The sequence below is a fragment of the Paraburkholderia sp. BL23I1N1 genome (assembly GCF_003610295.1).
In the GTDB taxonomy this organism is placed as follows: Bacteria; Pseudomonadota; Gammaproteobacteria; order Burkholderiales; family Burkholderiaceae; genus Paraburkholderia.
Map to the genome: position 1 here is coordinate 26649 of NZ_RAPV01000004.1, position 24355 is coordinate 51003.

The following is a 24355-nucleotide window of genomic DNA, read 5'->3' on the forward strand; positions in this document are numbered from 1 at the left end:
TCATTACTTAGAAGTTCGTTACATCAGCCGTTCGTGCGGTCCGGGATAACGAAATGCTGCCTGAATAGGCGCTCGGACTCACATAACCCTTCCTCGGTAAAGACCACCGACTTCGTCTTGTTGACCGGGTCGCAGATGAGGCCCTTTTCGTAAAGGCGATTCAGGACCTCCCAGTCGAAGCCCTTCCAGGCGCGGTACTGATCGTGCAGCGTCAGGTAGAGAAGTGCCAGGGCGACTTCGTCGATTGCGTCGGTATCGATATTCATGACATTCATTCCGCGGCCTTCTGAACCCGCACACAAAACCGCTCGAGACTAGCCAGGATCTCGTCGGCCGACTTGCTCCAGATGAACGGTTGGGGGTGGGCGTTGTAGACGCCAAGGTATTGCCGGATTGCATCTTCGAGCTCGCGCGTCGAACGATGCGTGCAGCGACGAAGGTACCTTTCGGTAAGCGTAGCGAACCAGCGTTCGACCTGGTTGAGCCACCGCAATAACGGCGTCGACATGCGTGTTTTCATTGTCCTGGGTGCACCGGGGCGTGGCGCGCGAACCAGTCCGTCCACACGGTCAGCGACAAATCGCGCGCGCCGTTAAGAGACAGTTTGCTGGGTAAGTTGCAGTTTAGCCGCGACCGTCTTGTTGTCCATTCTTTCAGGACAGGCCAGCAGGATGCGCGCTCGCAACGCCAGCGCCTGTGCTGTCTTGCGTCGCATCGTCAGCGCCTTCAACTTGCTCGAATTCCGATTTGCTCAGCACGAGTTCCCGTTTGGGTCGTCCGATTGCGCTCATCACCGCCTCCTCGTATCCGTGCCACACATGGCACTTTATTGCGCGGCGAAATTAATTCAATGAATTTGTAACTCACCACATTACGCCAGCGTCGTCCCCCGGACAAGGTCTGCTCCGGTAGCACGGACTATCGCGGAGAGAAGACGGAAGGCGAGGGGCTCGCGACACCAGAATCGCCGATCGCGGAGAAGACCTCGTTAGAATAGTCGCACTGTCACACATACATTTTCAGACGACATGAGTTCAAGACGAGGCGGGACAGGTGTTTCGCGGCCACGAAAACACCTCACAAAAGCGATGTTATTGCCGATGGACCAGGCGTCGGTTCGGGAGCAATCGTTGACCTCCCATCTTGCGCTTGTTGCCTGCCGCGACGGTCATGGCAACGGGCACCTGTTTAATGAGCTGATGCGAACCGTGTACCTCGCATGGTTTCTCCAGGAGGACGGTTACGGAAACGAACCGGTGCGGCGCTTCAAGACTGCGGAACGTGCCGTGGAGGCCGCACTGGAACTGGCCCATGCGGCAAACGAGTGGGTGCTTGCTGAAGACGCTGTTCCCGTTTTTGAGAGCCTGCTGGCTTTGCACGATGCGCAACTCGCCGTCGTACCCCTGCACAAAATAATCAGCGCAGAACGCCGCCTCCGGCAATTCCTCGCCGGCACTGCCAGCTCGCCTGTTCCAGACGCAGATCCGGAGCAACTTTCATAGCAACCTTTGTCGGGACAGCGCGAAAAGACTGTAGGTATAAAGTCAGGATACCTGATCGTTGATGGTCGTCTTCATCTCGGAGTGCGGCGAGCATGTTTTCTACGTTTGTCGCGATCGATGAGGCGCTCGATGCACTTTTGCCGCGTAAGCGCAGGTGCTCCGGACGCGTTCCGCGCTCAAAACAGCGTCCGACCATACGTTCGAGGAGCAGGGCACAAAGCTCGACCTGGCACACGGACGGATCCGGCAGATCGAAAGCAGGGCGATGCGAAAACGGATGCTCCCGGGTCGGGTCGACAAGCTAAGGCAATTTCTCGACCTTTGAGCTACGCTCCACCGTCGTTCAGGAGCAGGGCGATTCCTCGCGCACCGGGGCCACGCTATCCCGATGCGCTTCACGCGTCATTGCAGAATCTGTCGTAGCACGCTACCGCCGACTCACAAGAGGACTGCCTGCTGCAAAAGCTGCAGCGCCTTCAGTTCGTCCAGTCGACCCGTGCGCGCCTTACCTGCCAGCGTCTTGATCAACGCTTCCGCGATCGGCGGGATACCTTGAAGATTCTCAAGGCTGGTCACGGAAGCAGGGAGCGGGATGGGGGATTGCTGCGGGGTTTCAGCGGCTGGAAGCGACTCAAGGCTTGCCAGTGTGGCTGCCGGCGCGTCGCCATTACCTTCTTCTGCTGAGTGCCCCACAAGCACCCCCGGAGCGTCGCTGTCATCATCCTGCTGGCTGACGGCTACCGGTTGTTTCTCTGTTGCGATCCCGGGCGAAACAGGTGATGCTCTTTCCGGCTCGATCCGGACGCCCGCTCGTGCGCGCCCCGTGCGCGCCTTCGCATCGGCGGGCTTCGCTGGCACGCCATCCTTCGTCGCGGCCGCGTGCGGCTCGTTCTGTTCAGCGGAGGCACGGCCGCGCGAAGCGGGCGTGAGCAAACGCGACACCGACTCCGGAATCTCTGCTTCGGAGCGTGGCGTGTCCAGCCAGCCAGTTGGCAAACCAAGCCGTTCCGTGAAACGGTTTGCTTCGGCACCGTCCATGCGTTTCTTGCCATATAGCCGATGGGCCATGTTGGATCCGCTCATCGCCATGACTACACCCAGTCTTGCTTTCGATCCGTTGCGACCCGTGAGAACGTGGAGGTTGGCACGCCGGATTTTCTCGACCCCGGCGCTGTCGTCCAAGGCCAGCGCTTGTTGTTGGGTTATTCCAGGAGACGTCCTGTTTTTCGAGGGTGAGCCTTTTTGCGGCGCACGAGGGGAGGGCTCTCCGGCCATCCGGCTTCGACTGTTCCTGACGGCTCCCGGCGACCCGGCAGTTGCTTTCTTCGGCATTTGCGCTTCCTCGGACAAACTGGTTTCAGGATAGGATTGCTGGTCGCCGCTCAGGGCGAAATCCGGTTCAGGTTTTTTCAACACTGCTTCCGGTTCGTCGTCGGTTTGAATGAAGTCGAGCGGTGATTTCAGGCGGGCGATAGTTTCGGCCGCAAGCGCAGGATTGGGCTGGTCGAAAAACCCGTGAGGCAGCCCAAGCGTGGTTTCCATGTGAAAGGCGGTCTCGGGCGTGAACCTTTCGCCCTTCGTCAGTTCGGCAACTCGCGCCATGTTCGATCCCAGTCCCAGGGCGATATTCTCTGCACCCACCGTATCGACCAGAAACTGGAACGATCGCGTTTTGAAAATGGAGGCAGTCTGGGCGGAGTCCCGGGCAGGTGCATTGACGTATGGTTGTCTCGGCCGGGTGGACGGAGATTTTTTTGGGTGACGAGGCTGGCGCTGGCCGCTGTCCCGAGATCCCGCATATCGTCCGCGGGGTTGACTCATAAAGTAGGGCTCCTGCGATGATTGGCGTGCTGACTTTTGAATTATAAATGAGGCGATGCTGGCATTTGGCGCGTCACCGACGGTCTGCCGCGAAATACACGCGGGAGCCGGGCCACAACGCAATACTGCGCCCACGTCCGCATCTTCCAGTCTCAGTCTGATTGCGCTCGACCTGTGAGGCATCGCATGGTCTCCCTTGTGCCGATCGCGGGACAACTCCAAATATCCGGCAGGCGATGGAAGATTGATTCGCCGGCTCTCTCACATTCAGCGTAAAAGCGCCCGCCGGCGGTTGATCCGTCCGCGGTCAGGGGATGGGTCACTTGCACGGTAAGCCGCGCAAAAGCGCAGTTGGATTTTTCCAAGCCGGAATCGTTCAAACTGCCAGGCATTATTTGCGCTCATACCGTCGGTGACGTATTTGCCTGCCGACATCCGGAGCGCCAGGGAAGCTCACACGCGCCTCGCTGAATCGTATCGCTGGTATCGATCCGGAAAGCCTGCTCGCCGATTGACGCCGAGATCCCGTCACCTTTCATTTCGCGCAGACCTGCGTTCAAACCATGCGCGCCCTCGCATCAGGAGGAGTCTCTTCTCCGTAACGTCGGCGTATCCATTGACGGGAGAGTCTGTCGAGTGCCGGATGTCGGCAATCCCTGACGCAAGTCCCAAGGGGAGAGGCCGTCGATAGTGACACTGCCTGTGTCATCACGAAGGCGCCCGGTGGAGCGTGAGGTTCCGACTACGTATGGATCTGAACGCTTCAGTCCGGGCGCCGACAGACGCGGCACCAGTTTGCCTGCCGGCGCATAGGTGCGGCCAACTCAACGCGTTGTCACCTCTTAACCTCGTCCTCCGGCTCGTCTCGCAGGCGGTGGGGCTGCTTCACCGCAGCGCTGCCAGACGGCGTTGGCAACGCATGTCATCTCCACCGCGTCGATAACTTTGTATAGCCTTCGTGCGGTCCGGCATACCGCTCCTGCCTTCTGCACCCCACGCGCCCTCCCAGAACAGCCCGAGATTGTGAGCTGAGGCCTTGTGCCCCAGTTTAATGGCCTGCTCGTAAAGCGAGAGCGCGTGGCTCACGTCGGCCTGCATGCCCCGCCCGAGTCGGGCGCTATCGGCCAGCGCGGCGGCGGCCATGCCACGAAGATGACCGTCCGCGGTCTCATCCTTCATCACATCTTCGAAAATCACATTACCCTTCTCAAGGTCCGCCTCGCCTCCCGTTGGTGTGACGAGAGAAATGGCCATTGCCATTCGCCAGGCCGGATGCCGGTTCGTGCCGATGCGCTCCAGCAGCCAGCGGCCCAGGTCCGGCGCGCGACTGAGCGTGCTGGTGAGAAGCGCATTTGCGATGGCGGCGATCGACTCGGCTGACAGGAAGCCAGTCTTGTTTGCTGCAATGACGTGACGGGAAAACTTTTCGACGTCGAGGGTGGGGTCGGCGCGGCGCAACTGATGCCATTCGCGCTCGATCGTTCCTACCCAGCTTTGCATTTGCATGGTGAGCGATCCTTTGGTGAAGAATGCACCTGATTCTAGCTCACCTTTTGTGCATTGTTCAGAGTTCGTGCGTCCCGTCGCATGCGTTCGCCAGATGGAGGGCTGGCACCGTCGCCACGTCCCGGTGAGATGATGATTTTGAGTAAAGCTTCGATCTTGTTGCTGTGATCCGTCGCGGTTGTTAGTCGTGCACAGAGTCACGAAGCGTTTGCAGGCATTGGCGCCTCCTGCAACATCAAGGCCGTGGCGCAGACCGTAGTGGATGATCAGGCATAGATAGCGGCGGTATTCATATCGCGACTTGTGGCAAGATCCGAACCGGATGGCAGATACGGGTTCGCGAGCCCACAGGCAGAAATGTTCGCCGGCCTGCTTCGCACGACGTTGGAGAAGGAGAGTGTCCCACGATGGCTGATGCATTTGAACTCGTTGCCCTGGCGTCGCCCGGTGATGTCGCCCCCGAGTCACTGCCCGCCACCGTCCGCCAGTTCGTCGCGGATTGCTGGCCCGGTATGAGCCGCAGCCAGTTAATCGCCCGCGCCCGACGCCTTTCACTGCGGCCGTCGCTGCGCGCCTGTCGCCCGGGTGCGCCGGGAGACATCGGACACTTTGTACTTACGCTTACGGCGGGCATGCAGACCGTGCCCCTGATCGCGCATTTACGCCGTGTCGCACAGCGGCGCGCGTCCGCGCGCAGCCGCAAGGCGGCCACCGCATCGCGACCGCCCGCGCGCGATCCGCGTCAGGCGTCGCTGTTCTGACTGGAGCGTCAAACCGGAGGATCGGCATCGAATTGAGTGTCACGCAGCTGCGTGACACCATGAGCGCGGTTGGGGCTATGGAGCAATGACCTATCACCGAATTCTGCACCATGCCGCGGTACGTTCGGGCGTCTGCCGACGACGAGGCACCTCGACGATCCAGACTGAGGACGCCGTCCGCAACCTGTCAAAAGGCAATTGATTGGCGGGGTTCGCCGTTCGTTGAGAGGATCGCCTTGGCTCCATACTGCCCCATGAGGATGCCCCCCATTGCAAGCTTCGTCCTGTCTTCACGAATAGAGGCTGTTTTGCCCCTCAGATTGCGTAACGGCGGGTTTCAGAATAGGCGTATTCTTTCACGCGTCACGAAAGAACAGGCGTGATCGGGGTAGTGAGGAGAAGAGTGCGGCCCCGCGGCTTCGATATGGCCGCGGGGAAAGCACCGACTGTTCGCTCAGCCACGAAACTCGACAACCGGCGTTGCGTGCTGGCGCGCTTCATTGCGAACTGGAAATCGGTATTGCCGTCTTTCTCGCTACCCATTGAGGGATTGCTGGACAGGACCAAACGGTTGGCCGGCGGCGTCGAACGGAAGTTCTCCATTTCCTGGCGAAGCTGTGACACATTTCCTACGGGCTACCCTAAAGCGGCCGCAATGCTCCGGAACCTGACGGACGCGCTACGCGCGCAACTCGGCCATACCCGTCATTCAGGGGTTGTCGTTTCTGAGGCAGCTTTACGTTGCTCTTCCGTCATTCGAATTCTTGCGAGCGCGAATGTCCGCTCCACTGTCGGCTGATGTGAACTATCGCCAGTCTGATAATGTTGCGATGGGCGCAGGCCCAATCGGAGTTCGCGCATCCTTGATGGATGTGCAAGTTGGCAATACAAATTCAGGGCCGTGAGTACGTTCGTGGACTGCAACATCACCAATTAAAATTCACACTGGGTTTGGCATGGAGCCAATACAGAAACAACCGTTCCAAGGTTTGAACTTCGAGCAATCTATCCCTATCCCCGACAGAGTAGTCGCGATCGTGGGCCGAAACGGCGCGGGGAAATCGAGGTTGCTTCGAGCCATAAAGCAAAAGCATATATTGGTGATGCAGGATGGCAGCGATGTCCCGCAAAATCGCATTCTCGATCTCAGTAACATCGCTCCAGGACTGTCAATTTTAGGGGAAGATGGATTTTCGACGCACGCCTACGCGGCTCTCGAATTTTATAAAGCGAACAAGGATAAGTTTCTCGCTGACGATCTTGCGCGGAACCGGGTTCGAACGCAGCACACGCCTGAAGAAGCGTTTGGCAACGGCTCTGTCGCGCTGCTTTTGCAGCAGGATGTCGAGTTTGGCGCCATGCTTGTTGACCGCACGCCACAGCAGGTACGGTTCGCCACGCCGCGCTCGAAAAGCAGTTCCTCGATGTCGCGCAGGCTCAACTGGACGCGGAAATGCCATCGAACAGCGCAGCCGATGACACTCGCCGGGAAACGGTGACCATGATAGAGCGATTTCAATTTCTTCACCGCTCCATCTTATCCAACGGGTCACGCAACCTGACAACGCCCCCGACACGGCTCCGACTTATGAGCGCGACGCCGCCGGGGAGCGGTTCACCTTAGGACCATGGGTAACTGCGCGAGGCGGCGGGTGCCGGCCGATCAGTTGACCAGCGTAGAAAATCCCGCCCGCCTTCCGTTTTTCTATCGGCGCGCTGATGACAATATTGTCCACATGCCGTCTCAATGTTGAGACAGATTTTGCGGCACTTCGATTCTTGTTCGTGCCGTTTCGCTGCGCTAAATATTCGATAGGAACTTTCGCTCTAGCCTTATGGGCGCTGGGCGCGTGGGGTGGCATTGACGTGACCGCTTACATGCGGAAATGATCATTTCCAACCAGGTCAAGCCTCTTGCACGTAACGGTTGTGAAACATTAGGCGCCTGTCTGGCACTCGTCGACCGCATTGGAACAACGCCGCTTGTCGCGTAGCAAGCGTTTGCGCCCTCATGGCACGGCCATTGCTGTATCGGCCTCACAAGCAAGTCTTTTGCGGCCGATATCAAGCCTGAAACAATCCACGGAAGCGATACCAAAACCTCGCACGCGTGATTATGCAAAGGCCAATGCGCTTTCGACGCAAGCGGTGGGGCCATCGAAAAACAAATCATAAGAGTCGAACAGTTATTTCGCATTACATATTAAATATCACTGGTGAAAGCGGCCGGTCAGGGTGTTTTCATCTGGAGGGGGCGCTGATGAGAGCGATATATCGTACCGGCATTGCTCGTGCAACGCTCGTGGTGACTTGTGCGCTGTCTTTACCCGCACAGGCCGCCCTTGGTGAAAGAGTCAGCAGCGTAGGCAGCGGCCAGGTTCGCATGCATGCCACGGCACGCGGCGCCACATCGAAAATCGCGTACACGGTGCATCTGATTACGCTGCCGTCGGGCACCGTGGTGCGCGAGTATGTAGCGGCGAACGGAATCGTGTTCGGCGTCGCGTGGGAAGGCCCGACCTTGCCGAACCTGAGGGCTGCACTGGGCGAGGCTTTCGATCAATACGCCGCGGCCAACGCGACGCGCCGGGCAAGCCCGCTTGCCGTTTCGAACGATACGCTGGTGGTGTGCTCGGGCGGCCATTTACGTGCGTTCGCGGGTTACGCGTATCTGCCGCAAGCGCTCCCCGCTGGCGTCGACGCCAGCGTCATTCAATAGTGGAGCTATCATGCGCGCTCCGGGTTTGCTCCTTAATTCAGATTGGCTTTTAAAGCTGCTCACCGCTACGTTGCTTGCGGCGTTGGTGGTCGGATGCGGCGGCGGTGGTGGGAGCAGCAGTTCATCCGGCACGTCGGCACCCGCGCAATCGCTCACGAATATATCCCCCGCGCCCCAAGCGCTAGCCTCTAACGCAGCAGCAGTGACTGTCGATTTCGGCGTAATCGGTGTGCCGAATATACCCTTCGTCAGCGTCACGCTGTGCGTGCCGGGCACCACGCAGTGTCAAACCATTGATCACGTGCAAGTCGACACGGGCTCCTCGGGGCTGCGCGTGTTCGCCACTCAATTGCCGGTGTCTTTGGCACTGCCGCAGGAGCAGGATGGCGCTGGCAATCCGCTTGCCGAATGCATGCAGTTCTTCGACGGTTATACATGGGGCTCGGTGCGGCTTGCCGATGTACAGATCTCCGGTGAAAAAGCCGCGTCGCTGCCGATTCAGGTGATCGATCAGGACTATAGCGCAACGCCGTCGGACTGCAGCAGTGTCGGCGCGTCGCGGAACACCCCTACGAGTCTGGCGTCCAACGGAGTGCTCGGCATTGGCGTGTTCAAGCACGATTGCGGTCCGGCCTGCATGCAGAATGCAGTGCCTGCGACCTACTACAGTTGCGTCGGGACCAGTTGCACGTCGATCGCCGTCGCCGAAAACGTGCAGGTTGCCAATCCGATTCCCTACTTCGCGACCGATAACAACGGTTCGAGTTTGCTGTTGCCAGCCGCGTCGTCAAGCGTCGAAGCCTCGCTCAGCGGGCAATTGGTGTTTGGCATTGGCACACAGAGCAATAACGGTTTGGGCAGTGCGCAGGTGATCGAGGTCAGTCCGTCCACCGGCACGTTCAGCACAGTGCAAAATGGCACGACCTACTCGAGGAGCGTCATGGACAGCGGCTCGACCGGGCTCTTCTTTCGAACCAGCGCGCTACCAATCTGCGCGACTCCAAACAACGCGTTTTACTGCCCTGCATCGACCCAGCAGATGAGCGCAATGATTGAAGGTGTGAATGGAGCGATCAGTGCTGTCTCATTTGATGTAGGTAATGCTGCGGAGCTCAGGCTGAATCATGCCGGCGATTCGGTGATGCCGCTGCTTGCCGGTCCGGAATTCGGCACCCCGACGATGTTCGTCTGGGGCATGCCATTTTTCTACGGGCGTAACATCTATACTGCCGTCGAGCAACAATCGACGCCTGGAGGAAAGGGGCCATATATTGCGTACTGAGATCCGCAGCGTTCATCGGCCATCAGTCAGGCCGCCACCGCTATATGACTGGAACTGGTAAGTATGGTTCGGCGTTCGGCGTTCGACGCACGCCCGCGTCCGGCCCAGAGAATCGCATTCTGACCGCAGCGCGTGCCGAGCGTCTTTGTCGCCTCGAATGACAATCCCAGTACAAGGAAACTCGCCCCTCCGGGCCACTGGTTCAACGGGCTCCAATCACGCTGTCGCCGACGGCGCCGAACTCATAGTCGTGAATACGCGTGGCGCGCCATCAAGTGAATTTCGGCGGAATCCGTCAATCTTTCGGCTGACGTCTGCGCGCGCTTCCTATGGCCCTCTGCAAAGCGCTTCTCCAAGTACTGGTTTATTTGATCGTCGGCAGCGCGGCGAGCAACTGCGCGATAGCTGTCTACTGGCGCCTCAGCCGCCGATCTCCAGCCGTAGCCGAGATCTATCTTGTCTGCCTAGCTCGTCTCCTCGGCGGATAACGCCACAACATTGGCGATCAACATTCTGCGTCGAAGCATAAACTCTACAAATCCAGATTAAATTCCGTTCGTAGTGCCGGGCGGTACACAGGACGCAGATTCGCATGGTAATCGCTCTTTCGGTTCTCTCGAGACTTTGTTTCGTCTGGATCATTGTTTATCTGATTTTCAGTTTCCATTCCTCCATATCGGTCGGTACACGACATAGCCAGCGACTCGTCTTTCTTGAGTTTCAGCCGTATCGTGCGCGTGGCACAAGGGAGATCGCCAAGGCTAGCTTGTTGCAGCGAATGGCGCTATGCGCGGCCTTGGCATTGCCTTTGGGTGTCGCGACATTCGTCGTCGGTGTGGTGATCTCATAGAGATCCATGACGGTGGAATCAGTCAGGCCAGCTAGGGAACAGTCAGGCGACGATTTATTTTCCGCCTATTAAAGGCGCGCGAAGTGTCTTCGCCAAGGGATCGCGCGATCGGACTTCCCGGGCGGCTATGAGGGGCGGACGCAGAACGCTTGAAGCATGGCGGATCGGCTTTGGCCATTACAGGTGCAGCGCGTGGCGTGGCATGACCGGGCCACGGAATTCGTACAATTGGTGGTGGCGAAATGACTTCAACAGCATCGTGACCAATGATCGATCGTGCCCTAATTATAGAAAATCCACGTCCGGGCCTCAAACGAAGGTTCTAGGATGCGATGGAGTGATGCGTGCGGTGCGCTGTCGATACTACGGCTCGGTAAAAAGTCGAGGGTGTCGAAGAATGACGATTTACTGTCGCGCAAACCAGCGCGACGCATCACAGCCCCCTTTCTTGCTCCCGACATTTCTTGACAATTTTGTCGCGCGCTTTCGCGTAGACTCGGCCGTCGAAGTGCATTCACCCATACCGGCATTGCCTATCAATTCGCCGACCCACTCACCACCGACCACTCTCGTCGCTGCACTCCGCAAGCGCACCTGTTCACATGAGAATCGCCATCCTAGAATCCGATGCCACGGCACTTGACTGTGCGCTCGAAATCCTGTCATCCGCTGGGCATCTCTGTTTTGGCGCGCTATGCGACAAAACATTGCACAGGCTGCTCAACCAGGTGCCGGTCGATCTGGTGATGCTCGATTGGGTGGCGCCGGATGCGCTCCGATACGATACATTGCGCTGTCTGTGCAGATATGGATCCGTGATCCCCGTTGTCCTGTGCGTGACGTCGCGCACGTCGCACCAAGTGATCGCCGCGGGGCTGAAGAGTGGCGCAAACATCTGCCTCGAGAAGCCGCTCGGCAGCGCGCAGTCGCTTGCGCACATTCACGCTTTTGGGGCGTCGTAGCGATCCTTCTTCCAAAGTCTTTTCAACCAGGCCCATGTTAGGTGAAGCGCTCCCGGCTCGCATTTTCGCGCTGGAGCAACGGCGCGTACTCGTGCAAATCCCGCGGCGCGATGTCGAAGGCGCGACGGAATGCACGCGTAAAGCTCGACGCTTCATTGAAACCCAAGCCCGCGGCAATGTCCTGTACCTCCATATGCGGAAAGCGCACCAGTTCATCGGCCGCCGTTCGCAGCCTGCGGCTCCGGATATAAGCGGCCAGGCCACCTTCATGCTCAAAGATACGATACACGCTGGCGCGCGAGAGATACAGCGATGCCAACACGCTGTCAGGCGACAAATCCGGATCGTGCAGATGAGTCTCGACATATCGCCGCACTTGTCCATAGACTGCGGCACGTACCGCAGCGCGGCTGTTGCCGGAGAGACCCGCTTGACGGCTGAAAGCGGCGACGAGTAGTTCTACCGCAGTGAGAAAGGAGTGATGCGCTTCCTCCTTGCTCAGTCCAACGATTTGCCGCTTGAGCGCCACCAGATGCTCAATGAGTAGGCGCGTCAAAGGCGTGGTGGCGTGGATCCAACGGCCATGCAGCGAGGCTGCATCGGGGAACGATTGTTCCACCAGCGCGCGCGGCACAAAGAGGAGCAGTAGCCGACCGTGAAAACTCCGGATTGTGCACGGGCGATCCATGTCCAGCGCGAGGATACTTGGCACTTGCGGTATATGCGGCGCATCGAGTTGTGGCTTGCCGCCGACGAACTGCGACGGTGGCCCTTCAAGGAACACGCTAAAGGTGATGTCGCGAACGCTCTCGGTCGAAACTCGACCCAACGATCGCACGGCCAGGTTCGGTGCGGTGCGGAAGTCGAAGAGGCTCAGGTTATCGATCGTGTAACGGGACAGCGATGAATCGAACGTGTCCTCAGCCTGCTTTGACGAAGGCTGGATGTCGTAGACGGAACTCATACGCTCCTGCCAGGCCAGGAAGCTTTGACGGGCGTCGCCTTGAACGCTGAAATTGCTGTGCACGATGCCCTGAGCAAGCGTTGGCGGCTCCGGCGGCGACAACAAGCGGCTTAGCGGTATTGCTGTGTGTTGCGGGTCGTCGTTCAATGCAGGGCTCGGTGTTGATTTTCGTCCAGTATTGATCCGCCCCGTGCGGCTGAACTTCATTTTTGAGCCACTAGCCCGCTCGAAACGCGCTAGTGTTTGTTGCCAAGAATACCAGTACTTACTTTGCCGTACAGCACAGCGAACGACTCACTGGCACATCGATCATTTCAGTACTCGGAAACCACACACGCTCTTGAGCAGACCGACTACAGGTGGCCGCATCACATTTCCTCTCCGGCTTGTTGGAATGATCGCTTGCGGGGAAGGCCCGCCTCCGTGCGCGACTCGCGAGCAGCACTTTTATGCACTTCGATGATAACGACCATACGTGCGCTGGGAATTTACAGATATTTAATATGAATATGCTAATCGACTATTTTTATGCGATGTCTTTTGAAATACTTTTTCATTAAAACCGGTAATTTCCTATCGTGAAATGTTGAGCCTCGTGTGGCGGCTAATGAATTGATCGTGGCCGCCAATATGTTGTTCGATTCGGCCAGAAAAATACGTCGCAAACCATCCTTCTGTACGATCAGACTCAGCAATTAATCCGGCTCAAAGCAAGCTGGAACAGGCAACTAATTTCCGGGGAAAATCAGATGGAGTGTCCTTCAGTCCTTTGCCGCACCAGCGCAATGCCGCCCCACGTTTCGCCTGAGCCTGCCATCGTGAGGCGTATTGGCCTAGTTCTGTTTGGCGGCTTTGCCCTTCCGGAGGCGGCAGCGGTCGTGGAGGTATTCCAGTCGGTGAATGCGCTCACTGAGGGCGAACGGCGCGACGGAATGCGTTACGACGTTAGTCTGTTGTCGATGGCGGGAGGCAGGATCGTCAGTTCTTCATCGGTATTCGTCTGGACCGAAGGCATCGAGGCGCGGCGCGACGCAGAGCGCTTTCACGCTTTGTTCATTGCTGGCGGTGTAGGGGTGAACGATGCGCTACACGATGAACGCCTGATTGCCTGGCTGCGTCGGACGCATCCGCGCAGCGACTTGGTATTCCCGATCGGCGAAGGACAATTGCTGCTAGACGTCGCCGGATTCGGGCAGGCCACTGGTGTTAGGCGCTACGGCAAACACGCTTGCGAAATGATGCAGATCGGCGCCGTCAACGGACCTTCGAGTGTCGCCGCCGGCCCGTTGCAAACAGCCATCGCAGTGGTTGAGGAGGATTTCGGTAGCGAAATTGCGCGTCAGATCGCTGACTGGGTCGCACCATCTCCGGATACCCGGTTTACTGCAATTGTGCGCAAGAATGCTTCGGTAGGCGTGAGCGAGAATATCAAGGCGTCGGCAAAATGGCTGGAGGCGAACGGTCACCGTCCGATCTCGATTGACGCTGCCGCGCAGATCGCCGGCATGAGCGAGCGCAATTTCCTCAGGCGTTTCAAGATCGAAATGGGTGTGACTCCGTCTGATTATTTGCTGTACGTGCGGCTTGATATGAGCTGTCGCCTGCTTGTTGAAACCGCCCTGCCAGTCGACAAGGTGGCGCGTCATTGTGGCATTGGATGTGGCGGTCGGCTCGCGAAACTCTTCCGCAAGCATCTTGCGACGACACCTACCGAGTATCGCGCGAACAAGCGGGCTTGAGTGGCCTATAGCGGTGGGTGTATTTCGGAAATTGTTCGCCACGCTAATTACCATCGGGTTGGAAGCTGGTCGAATGGTTAATCGTCAAAGCGCAGCTATTATTTCTCGCTATTTAATTGCTATTTTTTTCCGGTAGTTTTAGGTACGCGAATTGCTTACATCACGCATTGTCACCGTGCTGCATGGAGATTAATCAATCGCAATCTGATTCCTCTTCGATCGATGGTTTTTTGAACAATGGCCAACTGATGACTGTGATGGCCGGGGCGCCAGAAATGCATGAATTAGGCCTGGTTCGGCCAAAATCCGAATTGCTTCCGCCACGCGCGACTACGTGGCCAACTGGGGCCTTATGCTTCCGCCGAGTCGTTTCGGTACCTGGGTGGGCGACAACGAGCCGTTTGAATCGCAGCGGTCGTCACCGAGCTACTGATGGCAGCCTAAAGCGCCGCCCTTCGCGCACTTTGCGTCTGCGCGTCGCTGCCGAGGGTGCAGGTTTTCCGCTGCTATCGATGTGGGGCGGAGGTGGCCCGACCATGGATCGGCCATAGCAATCATATTCGGAGTCTTTTATGCTAAAAGTTACAAAAGCAGTGTTTCCGGTAGCTGGTCTTGGCACCCGATTTCTCCCTGCTACGAAGGCTAGCCCAAAGGAAATGCTGCCGATCGTCGATAAACCGCTGATTCAATATGCGGTGGAGGAGGCCATGGTCGCAGGCATCACCGAAATGATCTTCGTCACGGGCCGCAGCAAGCGTGCCATCGAAGACCATTTCGATAAGTCGTATGAAGTCGAGGCGGAACTGGAAGCGCGCGGTAAGAACAAGCTGCTGGAGTTGGTGCGCAGCATCAAACCGAGTCATGTTGACTGTTTTTATGTGCGTCAGTCGGAGGCGCTCGGCCTCGGGCACGCTGTGCTGTGCGCTGAGAAACTGGTGGGTGATAACCCGTTCGCCGTAATTCTCGCGGACGACTTGCTATACGGCACCCCCCCTGTCATGACGCAGATGATCGAGGTGTTCGATCATTATCATAGCTCGGTGATCGGTGTTGAGGAAATCGCGGCGCAAGATACCAAGTCGTACGGAATCATCGACGGCAAGGAATGGGGGGATTCAATTATCAAAATGGCGGGCATCGTTGAAAAGCCTGAGCCGAGTATGGCACCTTCGAACCTGGGTGTGGTGGGTCGATACGTGCTGAAGCCGCGAATTTTCAAACATCTTCGCGCAATCACGCCGGGCGCGGGCGGCGAACTCCAGTTGACGGATGCGATCCAGTCGCTGCTAGCCGATGAACAGGTACTTGCATACAAGTACGACGGCACGCGCTTTGACTGCGGCAGCAAGCTCGGCTATCTGAAAGCGGGGGTGGAATTTGCACTGCGGCATCCCGAGGTACGCGTCGAGTTTCGTGCTTACCTTGAGCAGCATCTGTCTCTCCTGCCGCTGTGAGGTCGCCGCGCCTCGTGTAAAGCATATTCATATATTGCTGTGTTGCACAGCATGTGAATACTGAGCCGGATTGTCAGCGTTTGCCGTTAAAGCAGTATGGTTCCGCGCGGACTTGACGTGTTGCCCGCCACAGCAAGGCGATGCGCATTTCGCGCGATTTACAGCCAGACGTGCTATCGCCGCTCAGCAGGCTCTTCGCGAGCGCCCTGCCATCTAGCTGAATCAGAAAAACCACCAATTGCGTTGGCGAAAACGATCTCTCCGACGCATCGAAACGCTCGCCGATGCGAGGTCGGCAGAATTCGTCAAAATATTGAATCCAAAGAACGCGATATTCGGCCATCTGCGATGCGTGATATTTTCAAGTAGATCAACATCATTATTTAATTTATAGAGGATGCCGAATAATGTGATGGAGGATCATCGAATAATCGTGGACCGGACATCCGCCGCTGAAGCTTCTGCCTGAATGTTGCAATCGGTCCGTGACCGCCAACGTATTATCCTATTCGGCCATCCAGCGATCTTATGTGTGCCGCTTGTGTACGATTGTCCAGACTGTCAAAACGGCTCGAATGTAGCCGTAGGAGGCGACTTATCTTCCGAGGGGGATGGCTGGATGGCAGTTTTTTTTGCCCGCAGTAGTCGGGATGCGACTCAGTCTCAGGTATTCCATGACGTTCGCTCCGTAAGACGTATAGGCATTGCACTGTTCGACGGTTTCTCGCTACCAGAGGTAGCCACGGTAGTGGAGATTTTCCAGTCAGCCAATGCGCTCTGCATGTCCTTGCGCAGAGGTGGGCCTCGCTACGACGTTCATCTCGTGTCGGTCAGCGGTGGCAGGATAGCGAGTTCGTCATCGGTGTTTGTTTGGACCGACAGTATCAAATCACGTGGTCATGCTGAAGATTTTCATGCGCTCTTTATCGCCGGAGATGCAGGCGTCCACAGCATGCTGAGTGAAGAACACCTGATTGCCTGGTTGAGCCAACTCGACTTGCGCAGCGAACGGATTTTTCCAATTTCCGAAAGACGCTTGCTACTGAACGTCGCTGAATCATCGAATACTTTCCGCAAATTTCGCCGTGGCGAAGGTGCTCATGAAGTCGCGTGGAACGGACTGAAAGTGTCTGCTTCCCAGCGATCAAGCACTCCGCCGCGAGCGGCACTAGCGCTGATTGAAGAGGACCTCGGCGCGGAAATCGCGCGAGAAATATCCGGCTCTCTAAGGTTGCGCTATGACGAACAGTTTACCCCCGTTCCAAAGAAGAACGCGTTCGGAGCTGTAAGCGAAAAGATACAGTCGTCGGCACAATGGTTGGACATGAACTGCGGAAGAACGATCACGATTGAAGAAGCGGCGCAATTCGTCGCGATGAGTGAGCGGAATTTCTTGCGCCGCTTCAAGACGGAAATGGGTGTGACACCGTCCGACTACCTCTTATACGGTCGAATTGACAAGTGCTGCCACCTTCTTTCCGAAACGGATCTTCCGGTCGACAAGATCGCGCGGCGATGCGGAATCGGAAGTGGCGGACAGCTTTCGAAAGTATTTCGTAAATACCTTGGAGTAACGCCGACAGAGTACCGTGCAAGCAAACGGTCGTTTCGTTAGGTACGTCGACAGATGCGATAAAAGACTATTCGTGGGGTGCATCGGTCGAATGACATGCAGCCGAATCAACGGATGCATGTCGACCATGAGTGGGGATTGCGATCAATAAACCTCGGCAACGCTAAAACTCGTACCTACCGCATCACGCGCGGATGTGATTGGCGCCTTGTCCAGATCCCAGGCAATCGCGATATCGGGATCGTCCCACTGCAACGTGCGTTCATGCTCGACAAAGGCGCGCTCGGTTGTCTTGCAAAGTACCTCTGCGACATCCGACAACACGAGGAAACCATGCGCAAACCCCGGTGGAATCCACAGCTGACGGCAGTTGGATGCCGATAGCCGTGCACTGGTCCAGCGCCCGAACGTGGGCGATAAGCGTCGCAAGTCAACCGCCACGTCGACCACCTCACCGTTCACTACACGCACTAGTTTCCCCTGCGGGCGCCGAATCTGATAATGCAGACCACACAGCACATTGTGGGCAGACACCAAGTGACGCTCCTGCACGAATCGATAGCCGCGCGCCACACGTTCCTCGAATTCCTCTTGGTCGAAACTGTCAAACGAAATACCCCGCTTATCTGATTGGATGCATGGTTCGATCAGCTTGACGTCGCGAATTGCCGTGTGCTTAATCTGAATTGTCATCTGTAACGCATAAGATTGGGAATTGAAATTGACTTCGACGCGATGCGAAACGATTTCAAGCCGGTTTTAGCAGCGTTCGGCAAGATATCGCTCAAGAATATCCGTCTCCAGGACCATGGATGATACAAGTGGGGGCTTAGTCTATGGCGCCAAAAGATTGGCTCGAGACGCCATCTATCACTCCAATCTCTAACTTCTTGTTATCCAATTGCGTGGCGAGTTGCCGAGAAAATCCGCTTGTGAAAGATCGCGGAAGAATGGCAGCCTAAATTCGGCGGAATCCTTCAACGTTTTGGCGGATCGGATCAGACACAACGTAGGACTATGCGTCGTGGGAGGCCTGACCTTTACACGCGTTAGGGGTGCAACTGTCTGTGGGGTATACAGGGTTTATTTTGACGTTCACTCGAGGGGACGCCACACTCATTTCCGATTACGCATTGCGATATAACCTAATTTCCGCACACGATGACGCACCGACTTGTTGATTTTGATCTGTATGCGCAAACAGAATTGCTTGCCTATCTGGTCGCCTCACAACTAGTAATGCGTCAGAGGACAAGCCAGTGGCTAAATTTCGAGCAACTTGTCGAATATTCACATCGTTGGCTGCGGTTAAACGGTCGCAGCGCTGACTGGCTTCGGCGCGTCGGGCTTGCGTGCCGTGCGCAACGTTTAGCGGAACAGATAGAGCAAACTTCGCGAGAAAGGTACGACGCCTCACGTATGTTTTTTGATGGTCCGCACCTGGACTTGCGATCCCCTGTCGTGACGGAGATCTTCGTCGTGTGCGCGACTAATCTCCCGGGTCAGGTAGTCTTCCATGGTGAGCATGGCGTGACGTGAAACCGGTAGGCGGCGGTGGGGGAATAGGCGAATTGGAGTGAAGTTCGTCTGGCCGTGACTTCGTGAGCGCTTCAGGATGTGATCGGAAATTGCCTTGCGTGACGGAGGTGCCATCTTACGCGCCTTCGCTTAACAAAGAGAACAAGCCGTTGTGCGTAATATATCCAACCCTGTTGGCTATCCAGATTAACAATGTCCTGGTCAAATTCTTCCGACACACACACGTGTGCAGATCTACTGACCTATCTCGTCGTGTCGCAGTTAATCAGACGCCGACTGACTGGGAAGTGGCTGACTGCGCAACACGTGGTTCAATGCACGCATCTGTGGATGTGCGTTAACGGCAGGATCGACTTGCTCCAGCGTGTGGCGCTGGGCAGTTGCGCACAGGCCCTGGCGATGCATGTAATGCAAGTGTCGAAGGTTCGATTTGACGCCAAGACGTTAAGAGATGCATTTGTCGATCACGTTCATCTCGACTATCAGTCTCGAGCCGTCGTGGAGGTGTATCACGCCTGCACGGTCCATATCACGTCGGGATCGCGCTTCTCGGACCGCCGAGCGAAGCGCGACAGGCTGTAGCCTGCGTTGTGTTGTTGTGGCTAATGCAGGCCACTACAGACTATACCTGTGGCGGCGCGTTGGATCTTCTGATCGGGTGCATCTTGCGAGACTGATGGTTGTTCTGTTGGATCTTGCGGTTTTGAAGTAGCTGGCATTTTGCCGATTTGATATCGAACGCCTGAGATTGATGGCCAGTAGTTACCAGTTCAATTTGGCGGTTGAGTACAAAATTATGTCGGAACAGCGTCGCAGTCGTCGACGAAAATACACTTCTCTCAAGCCTCCGGCAGTAATCCTCGGAATAGCCGGAAGCTTTTTTAAACCGACACCATGTGTCGGTTTTTTTTCGGAAAAATTAGGAGTGGCCGAAAATCAATGTTGACCGAGTGTATCCGCGAGCTTATGAAATCTCTCCGCTCCGACCTTTAGTAGTTGGGTGAGCTCGGTCCGCGTTTGTTCTGGGCGTGTCGATGCACAGATGGCTTCCATCGCCAAATATCGTTCGTCGAGGACGGCGCTTAACACTCTTGTCTAGTTTCGTTCGCGAGATGAGCCATGCGACTCACTCTGGCAAGCAGATAGGTGATCAGACGATCGTTGTGCCGAAAGGGTGTTGTTGCGTTAATCAGTCGTAGAGACAACATGACTCCTGTGCTTTCGATCTCAGGCGATACGGACGGACTGCGGCCGAGCGAGTGCCGTCACGCGGTTAAGCACGCCCGCACGAATCGATACTTCGGTCGCCTGCGATCCAGTTTCACGAGCCCACAGGCACGGGCCCGTGAGTACCTTGAGCCGGTACATCAAGGTCTCGGCAAGCGAGCGCCGGTGGTAGCCAGTCGCCAGTTTCCATTCGCGCCTGCTGCTTCTCCCGATAGCGTCGATAGCTGCATTGCGCCAGGCGGCACCGGGCGTGCTATCTGGCTAGGGCTTCGCTCCCTCGCGCGGCGGAATCGATGGGATCGCGCTACGCGCGGCGATCTGCGCGTGGCACGGCCTGGTGTCGTAGGCACCATCGCCGCCGATGGTATCGATCACCACATCAGCCGGAATCTGGTCGAGCAGATCAGGCAACACTTCGCCATCACCTTCGTCCCGATAGGTCATCAGTGCAGCGCCGATCTGACCGGTGTTCGCGTCCATCGCAAGATGTACCTTTCGCCATGTCCGGCGTTTCGAACAGCCGTGCTTGCGCACTTTCCACTCGCCCTCGCCGTACACCTTCAGTCCAGTACTATCGATCACCAGGTGCAAGGGTGCATCGGGACGCTGCGTTGGCAGTACGACTTTCAGGGTCTGTGCGCGACGGCTCAAGGTCGAGTAGTTCGGCACCGGCAAGCCCGGGTAGGCGAGTTTGTGCAGACTGAGCGCGAAGCCTTGCAGAGCGCGCAGCGGCAGATGAAAGACCTGCTTGAGCCCGAGCAACATCTGAATCACCGCATCGCTGTAGACACGCGGCCGACCGCGCCTGGCCGGGCCAGCCTCAGATACCGGCACCAGTACGCTTTCGTCAATCCACGTGGTCACGTCACCTCTCGAGATCAGACCGGCGTTGTATTCCCGCCAGTTTCTGACGCGGTACACCCCTTTGGGCTCGCTTGCCTTGCGTTCGTCCTTGCGCATCTTCTCGGGGAAAAAATCGAGAATCTACGCAGTTCGATGCGAAGTTAACATCCTGGACAACCCGAGCGTTGCGCGTAAACGTCAAGCCCTCGCGAAGCGCCCTGATTTTTGCAACAACGCCAGCCGAAAGTATTAGCAAAAGTCTTTCGCTATCAGTCATGGCTACCCCCGTTGTATGGTTGGTAGATTTGCGTAAAAAAATCCGACTGTACTGCTGTGCAGCAAGCGCCCGTCTATAGTCGATCACGCCAAACGTGCTGCTCCGGCCAGTGCCTGGATCGCCGACTCGCACCGTTCCGGAGCGGGGCATGCCAGCAAGTCACATACGTCAGCCGGTGGGGCGAAAGACGACGGATAAAGCCAAACGTTTGTCATGAAAAATGCTGCGTTGCAGGATAGGCTCAAGACGTCTCAATTGTTAAATCAAGTGGCGAAATATATGACGATCGCTCTTTCGATTCTTTCGAAATTTTGTTTCGGCTGGACGCTTCTTTATCTGATCTTCAGCTTGCTTTCCGCTTTGAAGGTCGGGAGACGGCACTTTCAGCCGGTCATCTTTCTTGAGTTTCAGCCGCATCGCGCGCGCGGCCCCTGGGAAGCTGCAAGGGCTAAGTTGATGATGCGGATGGGGCTATGCACGATCTTCATCGTGCCCGTCGGAATTGCGTCTTTTATCGTGTCAATGTTTATTTCGTAGATCTGCAACGTCAGCTTCAATCGAGGACTGCTAACAACGTCAATGAAGGCTTCCCTGGCGCGGTGTTAGCCGGACGTCCTGTCCCAGGCAATAAAAACAACCACTTGAAGTTGCAGACAGTCAGTCGCAATTCTCAGTGACGATTTCGGAATAGTAATTGTTCCGGTCGTGGGGGATCGCCTCGAATGCAGCCTTCGGTATCGGATGAAATCATGCCGGTTGTGGCGGCAATAGACCGGAAAATTGGGTGGAATCAGCCAAATCCATGGCGCATTTTGCCACGGTGGCTTGCTCATATTTTTCTGACCCGGTGCACCTCATTGACCTGAAGAGCTGACGCGAATTGGTTTGATAGCATCAGATTAGCGGAGCACGAGGATTGGAATCCACAGGTCGCTTCAACGTGTGCAAAGAATGTATGGGCTGGCGCTCGCACCTGCAAATGTCCATTCAATTCGTGCAGATTGTGGACCATCGAAACTGAATGGATTCGGATGCGTTGTATGGGCTCGGATGCCCCTTTGGAAGAGTGTAGCGGTAAAATTGACGCAGCCACGGAGTAGAGTCAAGCAGGCGTCAAACAGTGAGATTTTCTGGATAAAGAATGCCCAGTCGAGGTCGTGGCAGTTCACCCTAAATTGCTACGTGAATGGGTTGCTGTATGTGAGCCAAGCACAATGCGAGAGACACGTGGATAGCCTGTTCAGACGCGTCAGGAGCGAATGGGCTAAAACGCCAACATGTTGGCGTTTTCCGTCAGTCACATTACGTCTGAAGGCAGCCTATGTATGATGCACTGCAACTGAAGCCGAGGCAGTCCTTTTAAAAGTGAGGGGTGGCGGTAGTGTTTGATATTTAAGCTATTGCAGATCATTCATTACGGCGCCCGGAAAAGGCGAGCAGCGGTTTTGCGGAGAAATGACGTACATCGTCGGGTTTTTTAAAAAAATGCGCGATCTTTATGATCGGTGCGAGAAGTACGAATCTCATGTCAGGTTAATACTCCACGTCACTGCTGCGAGTGGCTGCAGCTGCCGCCAGTCGTAAACCGCACAGCTCAATTCAACTCGCATCTGTTTTGAGGCAGACGATGTAGCGTCGGTGGACATGATCTTGGCGAACTTTGTACGGCCCATGATCGAGGGAGATACGTCAGGCCGCCTACAGTGTGGGGAAATCAAAAGTGCAGCATTTCTGATCCTGTTGGAATATCGAATAGGAATACGTATGGGTCACACATCGATGAGTGAGTCGGAAGTTAGTGATAGTGATATCAAAATAGTTCCGACGGAAGAGCGCGCCTCTGCAGCGGCTGTGCGACTCGTACCTGTTGTACTTGCGGGAGGAGTGGGTTCGCGACTGTGGCCCGTGTCACGGGAACAATATCCAAAGCAATTGATTGATTTGCTGGGGCGGGATTCGTTACTACAAGCAACTGTGCAACGGATGAAGGGGTTCCATTCCGATGGAGGTACGGTCAGCACGCCGATCATCGTATGCGGCGACGATCACCGCTTCGTTACGTCGGAACAACTCCGGGCAAGAGGAATCGACGCACGCATCGTGGTTGAACCGACGCGACGCGACACGGCACCTGCGCTGACACTTGCCGCTGCGGCGGCATGTTCGGATGGTGACGACGCGATCATTGTTGCAATGCCGGCAGATCATTCGATCGAGAACCTCAATGCCTTCCAGTCGACGATTGCGTTGGCGGCTCGGCATGCGCAGCGCGGCGCGATTGTGACACTGGGCGTGCCGCCGACGCGTCCTGATACGGGCTTTGGTTACATCAAGCTTGGTACTGACCTTAGCGGTGGCGCGCATCGTATTGAGCGATTCGTCGAAAAACCGGCGGCCGAATTGGCCGCGCGGTACGTCGCATCGGGGCAGTACTGGTGGAACAGCGGAATATTCGTTGTGCGGGCGAGCGTATGGCTCGCTACGCTCAAGGTCATACAGCCGGCGATGCACGACGCGTGCTTGTTAGCCCACGCGCAAGGCACTTGCGATGGGTTGTATTTCCGTCCTGGTGTAGAGGCTTTCAAGTCTTCCCCGTCGGACTCGATTGACTACGCGGTGATGGAACGTCTCGGATCGGACGAACGACTCGCGGAAGGCGTGGTGGTATCGCTTGACGCAGGGTGGTCGGATCTTGGGTCCTGGGACGCCGTGTGGGAAGCACTCGACAAGGACGCGGACGGCAACGCTGCGCGCGGACGAGTCGTGTTCGAAGGGACGACGTCCAGCGTCGCCCACTCGCAGGGGCGTCTCATCGCCTGCGTCGGCGTGACCAACGTGGTCGTTGTGGAGACCGACGATGCCGTGCTGGTCGCCGACCGCTCGCGCTTGCAGGAAGTAAAGAGTGTGGTTAGCCGGATGAAAGCGCTGCAAGCTCCCGAGGCCGATGCGCATCGAAAGGTACGGCGCCCATGGGGTTACTACGACTCAATCGATCGCGGTGAGCGCTTTCAGGTAAAGCGGATCGTCGTCAATCCAGGCGGCCGCCTGTCATTGCAATTGCATCACCATCGCGCCGAGCACTGGACTGTGGTAAGTGGCACGGCGCTCGTCACTCGCGGCAGTGAGGAATTTATGCTCAGTGAGAATCAATCGACATTTATTCCGCTGGGTGTGACGCATCGTCTGGAGAATCCGGGCAAGTTGCCACTCGAACTTATCGAAGTGCAGTCCGGATCGTATCTCGGCGAAGACGACATCGTCCGTTTCGATGACACATACGGGCGCGCGTGACGCGTCGGTATGTTACGCAGTCCAACTTCAGGCGGGGAATCGCGA

The 24355-nt window shown here is 56.7% G+C and carries 17 protein-coding genes and 3 pseudogenes; 11 read left to right on the forward strand and 9 right to left on the reverse strand.

What is annotated here, in order from left to right:
* Positions 1-23: 23 nt before the first annotated feature.
* Complete coding sequence (locus B0G76_RS41325) at positions 24-266, reverse strand: DUF6429 family protein (protein WP_106286387.1); 243 nt, start codon at positions 264-266, stop codon at positions 24-26.
* A 5-nt stretch (positions 267-271) separates the two neighbouring features.
* Positions 272-791, reverse strand: a pseudogene (locus B0G76_RS41330) (hypothetical protein).
* Positions 792-1130: 339 nt separating this feature from the next.
* Between B0G76_RS41330 and B0G76_RS41335 the strand changes: the two are divergent.
* Both B0G76_RS41335 and B0G76_RS41340 read left to right on the forward strand, forming a co-directional pair.
* Entirely contained in the window at positions 1131-1502 is a 372-nt protein-coding gene (locus tag B0G76_RS41335) for a hypothetical protein (protein WP_259460990.1), read from the forward strand.
* 154 nt (positions 1503-1656) lie between these two features.
* Positions 1657-1827, forward strand: coding sequence for a sigma factor-like helix-turn-helix DNA-binding protein (locus B0G76_RS41340; protein ID WP_409076787.1), 171 nt, complete (start codon positions 1657-1659; stop codon positions 1825-1827).
* Between the two features lie 113 nt (positions 1828-1940).
* Here the strand turns inward: B0G76_RS41340 and B0G76_RS41345 are convergent, their stop codons facing one another.
* Positions 1941-3323 (reverse strand): hypothetical protein, encoded by a 1383-nt coding sequence (locus B0G76_RS41345; RefSeq protein WP_120298487.1) that lies wholly within the window; start codon positions 3321-3323, stop codon positions 1941-1943.
* 885 nt (positions 3324-4208) lie between these two features.
* Positions 4209-5249, reverse strand: coding sequence for a hypothetical protein (locus B0G76_RS44470; RefSeq protein WP_259460991.1), 1041 nt, complete (start codon positions 5247-5249; stop codon positions 4209-4211).
* Here B0G76_RS44470 and B0G76_RS41355 point away from each other — a divergent pair.
* On the forward strand, positions 5237-5590 hold the full coding sequence (locus B0G76_RS41355; protein WP_120298489.1) for a hypothetical protein: 354 nt from the start codon (positions 5237-5239) through the stop codon (positions 5588-5590). The genes B0G76_RS44470 and B0G76_RS41355 overlap by 13 nt on opposite strands.
* Before the next feature lie 1241 nt (positions 5591-6831).
* On the opposite strand, the pseudogene B0G76_RS41370 reads toward B0G76_RS41355, so the two are convergent.
* Positions 6832-7118 (reverse strand): annotated as a pseudogene (locus tag B0G76_RS41370) (DDE-type integrase/transposase/recombinase); the annotation flags it as partial.
* 732 nt (positions 7119-7850) lie between these two features.
* On the opposite strand from B0G76_RS41370, the gene B0G76_RS41375 reads away from it, so the two are divergent.
* The 3 genes from B0G76_RS41375 to B0G76_RS41390 all read left to right on the forward strand — a co-directional run bounded on the left by B0G76_RS41375 (position 7851) and on the right by B0G76_RS41390 (position 11403).
* On the forward strand, positions 7851-8309 hold the full coding sequence (locus tag B0G76_RS41375) for a DUF2844 domain-containing protein (protein WP_120298491.1): 459 nt from the start codon (positions 7851-7853) through the stop codon (positions 8307-8309).
* Positions 8310-8319: 10 nt separating this feature from the next.
* The gene (locus B0G76_RS41380; RefSeq protein WP_120298492.1) at positions 8320-9591 is read left to right on the forward strand and encodes a DUF3443 domain-containing protein; all 1272 of its coding nucleotides are present in this window, start codon (positions 8320-8322) and stop codon (positions 9589-9591) included.
* Positions 9592-11043: 1452 nt separating this feature from the next.
* Positions 11044-11403 (forward strand): response regulator transcription factor, encoded by a 360-nt coding sequence (locus B0G76_RS41390; protein WP_120298494.1) that lies wholly within the window; start codon positions 11044-11046, stop codon positions 11401-11403.
* 37 nt (positions 11404-11440) lie between these two features.
* Here B0G76_RS41390 and B0G76_RS41395 read toward each other — a convergent pair whose 3' ends face one another.
* A complete protein-coding gene (locus B0G76_RS41395) occupies positions 11441-12514 on the reverse strand; it encodes a helix-turn-helix domain-containing protein (RefSeq protein ID WP_259460992.1) in 1074 nt (357 codons plus the stop codon).
* A 602-nt stretch (positions 12515-13116) separates the two neighbouring features.
* Here B0G76_RS41395 and B0G76_RS41400 point away from each other — a divergent pair.
* Together B0G76_RS41400 and galU are read left to right on the forward strand one after the other, a co-directional pair.
* Positions 13117-14106 (forward strand): GlxA family transcriptional regulator, encoded by a 990-nt coding sequence (locus B0G76_RS41400; RefSeq protein WP_120298496.1) that lies wholly within the window; start codon positions 13117-13119, stop codon positions 14104-14106.
* 572 nt (positions 14107-14678) lie between these two features.
* Positions 14679-15560: a UTP--glucose-1-phosphate uridylyltransferase GalU gene (gene galU, locus B0G76_RS41405; protein ID WP_120298497.1), complete on the forward strand. Its 882-nt coding sequence runs from the start codon at positions 14679-14681 to the stop codon at positions 15558-15560.
* 73 nt (positions 15561-15633) lie between these two features.
* Here galU and B0G76_RS41410 read toward each other — a convergent pair whose 3' ends face one another.
* A complete protein-coding gene (locus B0G76_RS41410) occupies positions 15634-15903 on the reverse strand; it encodes a hypothetical protein (RefSeq protein ID WP_120298498.1) in 270 nt (89 codons plus the stop codon).
* Between the two features lie 276 nt (positions 15904-16179).
* On the opposite strand from B0G76_RS41410, the gene B0G76_RS41415 reads away from it, so the two are divergent.
* Positions 16180-17175 carry a GlxA family transcriptional regulator gene (locus tag B0G76_RS41415; protein ID WP_120298499.1) on the forward strand — a complete coding sequence of 332 codons (996 nt, stop codon included), beginning with the start codon at positions 16180-16182 and terminating at the stop codon, positions 17173-17175.
* A gap of 102 nt (positions 17176-17277) precedes the next feature.
* Here B0G76_RS41415 and rfbC read toward each other — a convergent pair whose 3' ends face one another.
* Positions 17278-17826, reverse strand: coding sequence for a dTDP-4-dehydrorhamnose 3,5-epimerase (rfbC, locus tag B0G76_RS41420; protein ID WP_120298500.1), 549 nt, complete (start codon positions 17824-17826; stop codon positions 17278-17280).
* Between the two features lie 2073 nt (positions 17827-19899).
* Positions 19900-20859, reverse strand: a pseudogene (locus B0G76_RS41435) (IS5 family transposase).
* A gap of 439 nt (positions 20860-21298) precedes the next feature.
* On the opposite strand from B0G76_RS41435, the gene B0G76_RS41440 reads away from it, so the two are divergent.
* Positions 21299-21556, forward strand: a complete 258-nt coding sequence (locus tag B0G76_RS41440) for a hypothetical protein (RefSeq protein WP_120298648.1) — start codon at positions 21299-21301, stop codon at positions 21554-21556.
* A 1227-nt stretch (positions 21557-22783) separates the two neighbouring features.
* Positions 22784-24310, forward strand: a complete 1527-nt coding sequence (locus B0G76_RS41445; protein WP_120298503.1) for a mannose-1-phosphate guanylyltransferase/mannose-6-phosphate isomerase — start codon at positions 22784-22786, stop codon at positions 24308-24310.
* Positions 24311-24355: the final 45 nt, after the last annotated feature.